Below are 10547 nucleotides of genomic sequence, written 5' to 3' on the forward strand. Positions count from 1 at the left end.
TGCCGTCCGCCCTGTCGCCTCGACGGCTGCCGTCGGGGCGACAGGGCGCCGGCCGTCAGGGCGTCAGGGCGGGGGCGGACCGGGCGCCGACGCGGGTCACCAGGTAGCCGAAGGCCGCCGCGGTGAAGAACATGACGATGCCGTAGACGGCTCCCGGGATCGCCATCTGGGTGCTGTTGAGCAGCGCCGGGCTGAGCGCGATCGTGATGGCCAGGGTGCTGTTGTGGATGCCGATCTCGAAGCCGGCGGCCGTCGCGGCGCTCCGGTCGACGCCGGCGAGGCGCGGTACCCCGTACCCGATGGCGAGGCTGAGCAGGTTGAAGGCGAGCACGGCCAGGCCGACCGAGACGAAGTAGTCGGCGATGTTCTCCCGGTCGCCGAGCACCGCGCCGGCGATCACCGCGACGAGTACGACGACGGAGAGGATCCGGACCGGGCGGTTCAGCCGCTCGGCCACCTGGGGCATCCGCGCCCGGATGAGCATGCCGATCGCGACCGGGACGAGCACGATGGCGAAGACCTGGAGCACCTTGTCGAACTGCAGGCCGATGCTCCTGCCCTCGGGTAGGAAGTACGCCGCCGACAGGTTGACCAGGATCGGCAGGGTGAACACGGCGAGCACCGAGTTGATGGCGGTCAGGGTGATGTTCAGGGCCACGTGCCCGCCGAACAGGTGGCTGTAGAGGTTGGCGGTGGTGCCGCCCGGTGACGCGGCGAGCAGCATCATGCCGACGGCCAGTTCGGGTGCCAGGTCGAACGCGAGGACGAGGCAGAAGCAGAGCGCCGGCAGCACGAGCACCTGGCAGACCAGGGCGATGACGGCGGCTCGCGGATGCTGGGCCACCCGGCGGAAGTCCGCCATGGTCAGTCCTAGACCCAGACCGAGCATGATGATGCCGAGGGCGACGGGTAGTCCGATCAGTGTCAGGGCGGAGTCCATGGCACAACATCGTTACCACCGGGTAACGCGTTCACAATCCCCCGTGCGGACGGACGCCTCTTGACCGCAGACGGTGACCGGCTTAACTTCATCAATCAGATAAGTCTCTTAACTAATTCTGCTTGATGTCTCGTGGAGTGTGCCGATGCGACCATTCCGTCACCGCCGTCTCACCGCCGTCGTCGCTCTGACGACCCTTCTGGTCACCGCCGCCCCACCGACCGCCGCGAACGCGGGCGCCAACCCCGAACGCGCCGGCTACCACCGGGTCGGCTACTTCACCCAGTGGGGCATCTACGGCCGGGCCTTCCCGGTCAAGAAGCTCGAAACCTCCGGGGCGGCGAGCCGCCTCACCCACCTCAACTACGCCTTCGGCAACGTCAGCGAGGACGGTCGCTGCTACGTCGACGGTGGGCCGGGTGAGGGCGACGCCTGGGCCGACTACCAGCGCCCCGTCCCGGCCGAGGAGAGCGTCGACGGTGTCGCGGACGCCCCGGGCCAGGCGCTCAACGGCAACTTCGGCCAGCTCGCCAAGCTGAAGGCCAAGCACTCCAAGCTGCAGGTGCTGATCTCGCTGGGTGGCTGGAGCTGGTCGACGTACTTCTCGAACGCGGCCCGCACCGACGCGTCCCGCAAGGCGTTCGTCACGTCCTGCATCGACCTCTACCTCAAGGGCAACCTGCCGGGCACCACCGCCGGTGCCGGGGCCGGCGTCTTCGACGGCATCGACCTCGACTGGGAGTGGCCCGGCTCAGACGGTGAGCCCGGCAACGTGATCCGCCCGGAGGACCGGGAAAACTTCACCAAGCTGCTCGCCGAGTTCCGCCGGCAGCTCGACGGGTATGGGCGCACGACCCGCGCGCATCATCCGCTGACCGCGTTCCTGCCGGCCAGCCCGGCCACCATGGACGCCGGCTACGAGGGCCGCAAGATCTTCAAGTACCTGGACTTCGCCACCGTGCAGGGGTACGACTTCCACGGCGGCTGGGACGCACGGGCCAACCAGCAGTCGGCGCTACGCGTCCCGGCGGGTGCCCCGGACAACCCGGACTTCTCCGTCGAGGTCGCCATCGACGGGTGGATCGCCCGTGGAGCGCCGCGCGACAAGCTCGTGCTCGGCATCCCCTACTACGGTCGCGGCTGGACCGGCATCACCGGCGGCGGCAACGGTCTGTTCCAGCCGGCCACCGGGCCCGCGCCGGCCACCTTCGAGGCCGGGTACGAGGACTACAAGAACCTCAAGACCCTGGCCGGCAACGGCTACACCGTGCATCGCGACCTGCGCGCCGGACACGCCTGGTTGTTCGACGGTACGACGTTGTGGACGTACGACGATCCGGCGGTCGTGTTGCAGAAGACGCTCTACATCCGACGGGCCGGCCTGGCCGGCGCGATGATCTGGTCACTCGACGGCGACGACGACAACGCCACGCTGACCAAGACGATCGGCCTCGGTCTGACGACCTGGTAGCCGTACCCGATCCACCCGGCCCGCCGCCGGCCGACTCCTCGGCTGGCGGCGGGCGGCGGTGAACCGCCAGTGCGTCACGCCGTCGGGCTGCTGTTACCCGACGTGCCGAGGTGGATGTCGACGTCCGCGGCCCCGGTCATCTGGTCGTACGCCCTGGTCTTGAGCCGGTTGGTCTGCAGCTCGCCGTCGAGCAGCGCGGCCCGCAGAGCCTCCGCGTCCGTGATCTCCTTGCTGGTGATCGCGTCCGCCGCGGTCGTCGCACCCTGCACGACCTCCAGGTGAGTGCCGTCGGTGGGCATCAGCTCGGCCCACTTGGCCAGGCAGTAGACCCGCTCCGGCACCTCCTGGCACTCGCTGGTCAGGTCGGGCATCTCGTCGCCGGTGCCGAGGTGACTGGTGCGGAACGCTGCCAGTTCGTCGACGAACGCGGCCAGTTGCTCCTCCACCGCCGGCGCGAGCCGGGTCGCCACCGCCTTGCCGAAGATCCACCGCAGCGCGGCAAGCTCCATACCGGCCCGCACCGGGAGGTAGAGCTTGGCCCAGCTGGCGTTGAGGAAGTCGCTCGGGTCGCGCTCGGGGGCACGGGCGTCACCGGCTGACCACCAGCCGGGGTACGACACGAACGAGGCGCGCTCCCAGTCGAAGACGCGGTGCCAGAAGTCAATCTCCCACGCCTCGTCCCGCACACTGGCCGGGAAGTGCGCCTCGACGATCTGCGAGACCATCTCGTTGACCGGTGAGTAGCCGCCGCGCAGCCGCGCCTCGAACTCGTCCCCGGCCTCCTCGGCCGCCGCCAGCGCCGCCTCGCGCGTGTCCTGCCAGGCTTGCAGATCCGTGAGATAGCCAGCCACCAGCGCGTTGTAGGCGGCGTCGTCGGCATTCTGGTCGACCTGCGTCGGGGTACGCCGGAACGTGGCGGCGAGCTGCACGTCGGCGCCGGGACCGGCGAGCCAGCTGGCCGCGCCGACGTGGATGCGTACCCGCAGTGCCGGCTGACCGTTGACGTCGGTGACCACCGGAACGCCGACCACCCGAGCCGCGATGCCCGTCGGCGGCCGGCGGGTGATCAGGTTGAGGTTCTGCCGAATGCTCTCGATGTCGCCGTCCCACTCCCACCCGCTGTCGAAGGTGACGTCGATGTCGTAGTCGGCGCTCATGTCGCCGGTGAAGCCCCACTTGTCGAGTGTGACCACCGGGGAGTGGATGGTGCGGGTCTCCACGGCGGCTGGCACTCCGGGTGCGGGGCGCACCGGCTTGACCGGCATGGTGGGCAGCGCGGCGAGAGCGTTGTCTCTGATCCGCTGGCGCCCGTCGGTGATCTTCTTGGCGAACGCCAGCGCCGGGTCCTTCACCGTCGGCGCCCAGCACACCCGGGCGCCGTACCGTTCGTGGGCCAGCTCCAGGCGTTGCAGCACCTTGAAATAGTGCAGCGTGATCGGCGTTACCCGGTTGGGATTGCGGACGGTCCGCTTCGAGGTCGACTCCATGCCGGTCTCGCTCACCAGCTTGAAGTCGGTCTTGTGCTGGGTGCGATAGCGGGCGGCGACCTTGGAGGTGGCGGTCTGACTGTCCTTCACCGCACGGCGGCTGGTCTCCTGGCTGGCCGCCGTCACGCTGCGCGTGTAGCCGATCGTGTGGCTGGCATTGAAGGTGCCCCAGACGCCGGTCGGGCTGGTGTACTGGCCGGTGTGGCTGGCGTTGAGCCCCCAGGTGTCGGTGAGCGACTTCTGCCGCTCGAAGCCCTCCTGTAGTTCCGTGGTGAGCGCGCTGGTCAGCTCGACGTCCGTCTGCCTCTCGGTCTCGTCCTGCTCCTCCAGGGTCAGCTCACGCTTGGTGTAGGTGCGCTGCTCCAGCACCGCCTCCTCGCCGGGCGCGAGCGCCAACGCGTAGACGTGCTCGCCGAGCGCGAAGCCCACCGGCCGGATCCGGGTCCGGTCGAGGAACGCGATGCCCACGTCGGACTGGAGCAGGCCGGCGACGAACTCCGCCTCCTGGTCGCCGAGGATGCTCTGGCGCCGAGCCGGCGGCTCCCGGTAGATCATGCCGGAGTCCTGCCCCGGCAGCGCCGCCTCGGCGGCGTCCATGTCGTTGGCCTTCCACAGCTCCGACAGACCGAGTTCCTTGAGCAGGTGCGGCAGCCGGTCCTGGGAGAGCCCGCCGTACCGCATCGCCTCGATCAACGCCTGCTTGACGTAGAAGGGCAACAGCGGCGTCTGCCCGTCGTCGAAGGTGAGCTGGACCGGCACGAAGTAGTTGGAGTAGACGTAGCGGTCGGAGTGCGCGTTACTGAACCCCAGCGTCGCCAGGTCCGCCTCGGCGACGACGACTTCACCCATCGGTGCTCCTCTAAAGTGGCAGTTTGTAAAGGGCGTGCAGACCCTGGTAGGTCATTTCGTGCGAGGTGACGAAGAACCCGGGAAACAACTGGCTGAGGGCGGCCTGCCGGACGACGGTCTCTCGCACCGCGTGCGCCGTCAGCTCCTCCAGGCCGGCGACGACCTCAGCCGGCACCCCGCCCTTGCTGGCCCGCTGGTAGGCGTCCGCGATCGCCTCCCAGCGACCGTCGAACGCCTCGCCGAGGTCGTCGGCGACAGTGCCCCACGTCTTCTCGAAGCGCTCCAGCTTCGTCGACGCGGTCCAGTCCACGTTGGTGACCCGGGCCGCCTCCGAATCGACCAACAGCAGGTCGCTGCGAAGCTCACCGACGGTGGTGGACGCCTTCCAGCCGAACCGCTCGGCGAGGTGGGTGGCCAACGCCTTTTCCGCGCCGGCCGCGGCCGGGCTCCTGGTGAACCCGACGAGACGCAGCAGCAGGTCCCGGTCCGGGTGGCTGAGCAGGAGTTGAGCGACCGTCTGCCGTAGCACCGCGTCGGAGCCACGCAGGGCCGCAGCCAGCTCCGGGTTGGCCGCGCGGACCGCTTCGACGACAGTGGCGAGCGACTTCTCCGCGAACGGCTGCAACCCCGGTGAGCGAGCGACCAACTGGGCGGTCTCGGCCGCCATCCGCCGGTGTACCTGTTGGCCGAGCCGCCACGGTTGTGCCTGCCCGGCCTTCCGCAGCGCGCGGAACTCCTCGTACGCGGCGGTCTGCAACGCCCGGTTGAAGACGGTGGTCAGGCGCTGCTCGAGCTGACGGGCGATGGCGGCCCGCACTGCGGCGGCCCGGATGTCGCGGGGGGTCTTGGGCGGTTTGAGCTCGCGCAGGTCCTCGACCCGCTTGATGATCTCGTCGAGCGCCTGGTTCAGCTCCGCTCGGCTGGCCGAACGGCCTGCCGACGACACGGTCTCCGACATGCACGCCATCAGGACCGGTTTGCCGTCGGCGCTGATCAGCGCGCTGAGCCGGGCGCCCGCACCCGCCCCGGCGAACGCCTCGGCGTGCGCGGCCTGGTTGAACACCGTCAGGGTCAGCTCGGCATCGACGAGCAGCGCCCGGCCGTGCCGGAACAACGCGTCGAGCACCTTCGGGGGGAACAGGGTACGCAGCACCGCCAGGCCTACCTGCGGCGTGGCGAGCAGTGCCGCCCGGCCGATCGCGACGAGCAGCGCGGCGATCTGGGTGGTCAGGAGACGGACCTCGGCGGCGGCCTCCCGGGCGCCCACGATCAGCAGCGGCACGTACCGGATCGCGGCGCGCACCGCCACGCCACCGAGTAGCCGGACCAGGTGGACCAGGCCGGTCAGCACCTGGAACAGGTCGCCGGCGATCCGGCCGAGCAGCCGGCCGGCGGCGAACGGATCGAGATCCTCCAGGTGCCGCCCGAATTCCGTCGCCCAGCCGCGCCAGAGCGTCAGCAGCCGCTCGGGCACTGTGCTCGGGTCCAGCGCGGCCACGACGCCGGCCAGCGCCTCGCGGACGACGGTGGCCTGCTCGGCAAGACGTCGCAGGCCGGCCCGGGGGTCCACGGTGAGCACGATCAGGGTGGTGAACTGCTCCTGCTGGAGCCGACCGACCAGTTGCACCAGTTTGCCGAGGTCGACCACCACAGTCGCCAACGACTCCCCGACGCCCACCAGGAAGCCGTCGAGGAACAGCTTCGGATTGATGCCGTTCCAGGCCGCGTAGTGGCGCATCGCGTCGAACAGCGCGGGGTCGAGGCCGAGCAGGAACCGTCGGAACGCGCCGTCCGCGTCGACGTCGGAGGCCGCCAGGTCGAAGAACTCCTCGGCCAGCCCGAGCCTCGCCAGCATCGCGACCAGGTCCCAGACGTTGTCGGCGGAGATCCGGCCGGTCATCGCCTGCAACACCCGGTCGCGGGTCATCGAGCGGGTGGCGTGCGCGTCCACCCAGTACCGTACGGTCAGCGCGACGAACTCCACCCGCGGATCCTGGGTCCGTACGCCGTAGACCGCCGCCCGGTTCTCGGCGGACACCCGCGGCACACTGAACCAGTCCCGGATCATGACGGTCTCGCCAGTCGGTTGCCCCAACTTCCCCACCTCCTCCGGCGCAGTGCACTGTCCGGGCAAGGGGATTCGGGCGGTAGCGCTGGGTCGAGAACCCGACATGGATCCACTTCGGAGCGCGTGGCCGGGTGATCGTGCAGCGATCGATATCGGTCATCGTCGAGGCGGGTGCACATCGTCTGCCGTCGGGTGCGGACGGCCGGTCGACCTGCTCGGGCCGGAGCGGCTCAGCGGTCGTTCGTCTCGACCGTCGGTCGGTGATCGGCCAGAGCACGCACCGCAGCCTCGATGAGCGCTGTCACCTGATCCATGTCACGAGCACCGCGGACGTCCAACTCGGCCGACCAGCCGTCCGCACCGGTGAGCCGCACCGTCACGTCGTCGCGGCGGTGGGTCAACCAGCCGGCGATCGCCTGCACCAGCACCATGATGGCGCCGCCGCCGTCGACGGCGACCACCAGCACGTCAGTGGCACCCGCGGCGGGCGCGGTGGTCACACTGTCACGGAGCCGGTTCTCGGCGCGAAGCCAGGACCCCAGAGAACGTCGAGCATCGGCAGAGGGAAGATCCGGACAGACCGACAGCGTGATCGTCTCCTGAGACGCGGGCAACGTCTTCTCCTTCCGGCGAAGGCCAACCCCACTCCGTCATCCTGCCAGCCGGCGTGGCCCTCGGCAGCCCTCGCAGTCACCGAAGTCGATCAGAGCTTGACCGTCGCGTCCGCCCGTCCATAGGCTCCGGCCACTGCGAGGCTTTCCCCCAAGAAGGGAACCCGAGACATGGCCCCATCGTCGCGTCCGTTCTGGACCCTCCCTGCGAAGCGGCTGGCCAACGCCGCCACGATCGCGCTCCTGCTCGGTATGGCACCCCTGCTCAGCGGCCCGGCAGCCGCGAGCGCCGCCCGGCCGACCCCCTGCAGCAGCGACCCGACCGCCCGGCTGACCACAGTGCCCAGCCCGGACGCCGTGCTCGGCTTCCCGCTCGGCGCGGGACAGGAGCGGGTCGTCACCAACGACGAGGTCCGGACATACCTCGGGGCGGTCGATCGCGCCTCGAACCGGGTCGTGACCGGCGTGATGACCACCAGTGTGCTCGGCCAGCCGTTGCCGTACGCGGTGGTGTCCAACGAACGCCACGTGCGGCCCGCCGCGCTCCGCGAGATCGCCGACGACATCCGGAACCTGCGCGACCCTCGCCGGACCAGCGCGCGAACGGCCGCCCGGACGGCGAAGGACAGCCCGGCCATCGTCTGGGTCACCGCGAACGTGCACGGCGGAGAGAAGAGCGGCGCCGACGCGGCGCTCAAGACGCTCTACGAGTTGGCAGCGGGTCTGTCCTGCGCTGTCGCCCAGCGCAACGACAACCTGGTCACCATCATCGTCCCCACTCAAAACCCGGACGGCCGTGACGCGACCCGCCGGCAGAACGAGTTCGGCTTCGACCTGAACCGGGACTGGTTCGCCCGCACCCAACAGGAGACCGACGGCAAGCTCGAACTGCTGCGCCGCTACCCGCCGCAGGTGTTCATCGACGCACACGAGATGGGCGGCCGGCAGTACTTCTTCCCGCCCAACGCCGATCCGATCCACCACGAGATCGCCGGGGAGGCGGTGGACTGGATCAACCGCATCGGCGAGGCCAACAAGGCCGGCTTCGGCTTCAACGGGGCCTGCGACGACACCGTCACCACCGAGTGCTACTTCAACTACGACACGTACGACATGTTCTTCATGGGCTACGGCGACACCGTGCCGACCACCGGCTTCGGCGCGGCCGGCATGACGTACGAGAAGGGCAGCGCGTCGGCGGTGGCCGACCGGGTCCAGCAGCAGTTCCACACCCAGTGGTCGACGCTCGGCTGGGCCGCCGCCAACAAGCGCGAGGTGCTGGACGGCTACTTCGACATCTGGACCGACGCGCTCGCCCAGGGCAGGGCGGGCACCCTGGAGCCGAACGAGGTGGTGCAGCCCACCAACGAGGTGCAGTTCCCGGTGCCGGACCTCACCATCCGCTCGTACTTCCTGCTGCCCGACCGGCAACTCGCCGACGTCCGCCAACTCGTCGAGCGGCTACGCCGGATGGACGTCGAGGTGTACGAGGTGCAGAAGACGACCCGGGTGCCCACCGCACGGGTCTTCGGCGGGCGTAGCGCCACGAACGTGACAGTGCCCAAGGGCGCGTACTGGATTCCGATGGACCAGCCGCAGAAGCACTGGATCCAGGCCGTCATGGGCGAGGACCCGTACGTCCCGTTCCCGTACTTCTACGACGTGTCGTCCTGGAGCAACCCGCTGCTGATGGGCATCAACACCATCTACACCGGAGACACCGTCCGGCCGAGGGCCGAACTGGTGCGCAAGGTCTCCGGCGGTCGCACCGGCGCGGCGTGGCCCTGGGGCTCGTACACGTACCCGCTGGACTCGGCCGCCGCCGCGGAGTTCACCTTCACCCTGCTCGGCCGTGGCGTACCCCTGGTCCGTGACCTCACGACCAGCAGGGTCGCCATCCCGGCGGCCACGGTGAACCGGACCGTGGACGAACTGGCCAAGGGGCTCGGCGTCACCCTGACCCCGGGCGGTCGGCCCGCCGGCACCCGCCTCGACCTGCCCGACGTGGGGCTGTTCCAGGGCACCGGCATCTCCACCACCTCCGGTTCGCACGGCGAGGCCCGTTACGTGCTCGGCAAGCGGTGGGGGCTCGACCTCACACCGGTCACCACGGCCGACATCAACGACAACACCGAGGCGTTCACCGGGCGTACCGTGCTGCTGGTGCCGGACGGCAGCAGCGCCACCGGCGGTCTGACCGCCGCCGGGCAGGCCAACCTGCGCGACTGGATCAGCCGGGGCCACACCTACCTCGGGCTGCGCAACGAGGGCACCCGGGTCGCCCGCGCCGCCGGGCTCACCTCGACCACCGAGAAGACGAAGCCCGCGGACTACCTGGTGATCGGCTCGCACCTGCGCGTCGACGTCGACCGGGACAGCCCGGTGGCGCTGGGTCGCCCGGCGGAGGACTTCGAGTTCAACAACAGCGACCCGATCCTCACCCCGAGCACCACCGGGACGAACGTGCTCACCTACCCGACGGGTGACACCTTCTGGGCCAACGGTTTCACAGTCGGCGCGGAGACGTTGAAGGGCACGGCGGCCGTCGTCGACGAACCGACCGGCGCCGGTCGGGCGGTGCTGTTCGCGTTCAATCCGCTCTTCCGCGCGTACAACGAAAATGGCCTGCACCTGGTCGCCAACGCGCTGCTCTACCCGGCGACCGCCGCGTCGGACGCCCGACGCCCGGCCGGTGTCGACGCGGCGCGCGCCAGCGCCGCCGCCGCGCCGGTGACGCCGGACCTGGGCGGCGACTGGCGGCCGATCACCATCCAGGTGGCGGCCGGTGACCTGCCCCGCACCCGGGCGATCGTCGAACGCTTCACCACCGACGCGCAGGCGTCCGAGAAGAACGGTTCGGCGTACGTCGTGATCCCGAACCCGCAGGGGCTCCAGGTGGACGAACACCCGTTCGCCAGGGATCTGGTACGCGCGCTGAACGCCGCTAAGGTGCCACTGCGGTCGGTGGTGGGCTGACCAACCCGTACACAGCGAAGCGCCCGTCCCCTCGGCTGGGGACGGGCGCGTAGGGGTCTGGTGGGGGGATGTACCGGGGGCGGGCACGGGCCCCCAACCCAGCCCCGCCCAAGGCTCCAATAACAACGCCCGCCCCCCCCGGGCC

At 70.0% G+C, this 10547-nt stretch carries 6 protein-coding genes; 2 read left to right on the forward strand and 4 right to left on the reverse strand.

What is annotated here, in order from left to right; translation table 11 throughout:
- Positions 1 to 55: 55 nt before the first annotated feature.
- The gene (locus AB0B48_RS16370; protein ID WP_357201788.1) at positions 56 to 940 is read right to left on the reverse strand and encodes a bile acid:sodium symporter family protein; all 885 of its coding nucleotides are present in this window, start codon (positions 938 to 940) and stop codon (positions 56 to 58) included.
- A gap of 145 nt (positions 941 to 1085) precedes the next feature.
- On the opposite strand from AB0B48_RS16370, the gene AB0B48_RS16375 reads away from it, so the two are divergent.
- Positions 1086 to 2411, forward strand: coding sequence for a glycoside hydrolase family 18 protein (locus AB0B48_RS16375; protein ID WP_357201791.1), 1326 nt, complete (start codon positions 1086 to 1088; stop codon positions 2409 to 2411).
- 74 nt (positions 2412 to 2485) lie between these two features.
- Here the strand turns inward: AB0B48_RS16375 and AB0B48_RS16380 are convergent, their stop codons facing one another.
- From AB0B48_RS16380 to AB0B48_RS16390, 3 genes are all read right to left on the reverse strand, one after another.
- Positions 2486 to 4747 carry a hypothetical protein gene (locus AB0B48_RS16380; RefSeq protein ID WP_357201794.1) on the reverse strand — a complete coding sequence of 754 codons (2262 nt, stop codon included), beginning with the start codon at positions 4745 to 4747 and terminating at the stop codon, positions 2486 to 2488.
- A 10-nt stretch (positions 4748 to 4757) separates the two neighbouring features.
- Complete coding sequence (locus tag AB0B48_RS16385; protein WP_357201797.1) at positions 4758 to 6851, reverse strand: hypothetical protein; 2094 nt, start codon at positions 6849 to 6851, stop codon at positions 4758 to 4760.
- 194 nt (positions 6852 to 7045) lie between these two features.
- Positions 7046 to 7429, reverse strand: a complete 384-nt coding sequence (locus AB0B48_RS16390) for a hypothetical protein (protein ID WP_357201800.1) — start codon at positions 7427 to 7429, stop codon at positions 7046 to 7048.
- A 168-nt stretch (positions 7430 to 7597) separates the two neighbouring features.
- Between AB0B48_RS16390 and AB0B48_RS16395 the strand changes: the two genes are divergently transcribed.
- A complete protein-coding gene (locus AB0B48_RS16395) occupies positions 7598 to 10402 on the forward strand; it encodes a M14 family zinc carboxypeptidase (protein ID WP_357201803.1) in 2805 nt (934 codons plus the stop codon).
- Positions 10403 to 10547: the final 145 nt, after the last annotated feature.

It is taken from the genome of Micromonospora sp. NPDC049089 (assembly GCF_040648775.1).
GTDB lineage: Bacteria > Actinomycetota > Actinomycetes > Mycobacteriales > Micromonosporaceae > Micromonospora.

What these genes read in the sequence shown, in the direction of transcription:
- AB0B48_RS16370 (WP_357201788.1), bottom strand. Translation starts at nt 940, where the DNA reads ATGGACTCCGCCCTGACACTGATCGGACTACCCGTCGCCCTCGGCATC.
- AB0B48_RS16375 (WP_357201791.1), top strand. Translation starts at nt 1,086, where the DNA reads ATGCGACCATTCCGTCACCGCCGTCTCACCGCCGTCGTCGCTCTGACG.
- AB0B48_RS16380 (WP_357201794.1), bottom strand. Translation starts at nt 4,747, where the DNA reads ATGGGTGAAGTCGTCGTCGCCGAGGCGGACCTGGCGACGCTGGGGTTC.
- AB0B48_RS16395 (WP_357201803.1), top strand. Translation starts at nt 7,598, where the DNA reads ATGGCCCCATCGTCGCGTCCGTTCTGGACCCTCCCTGCGAAGCGGCTG.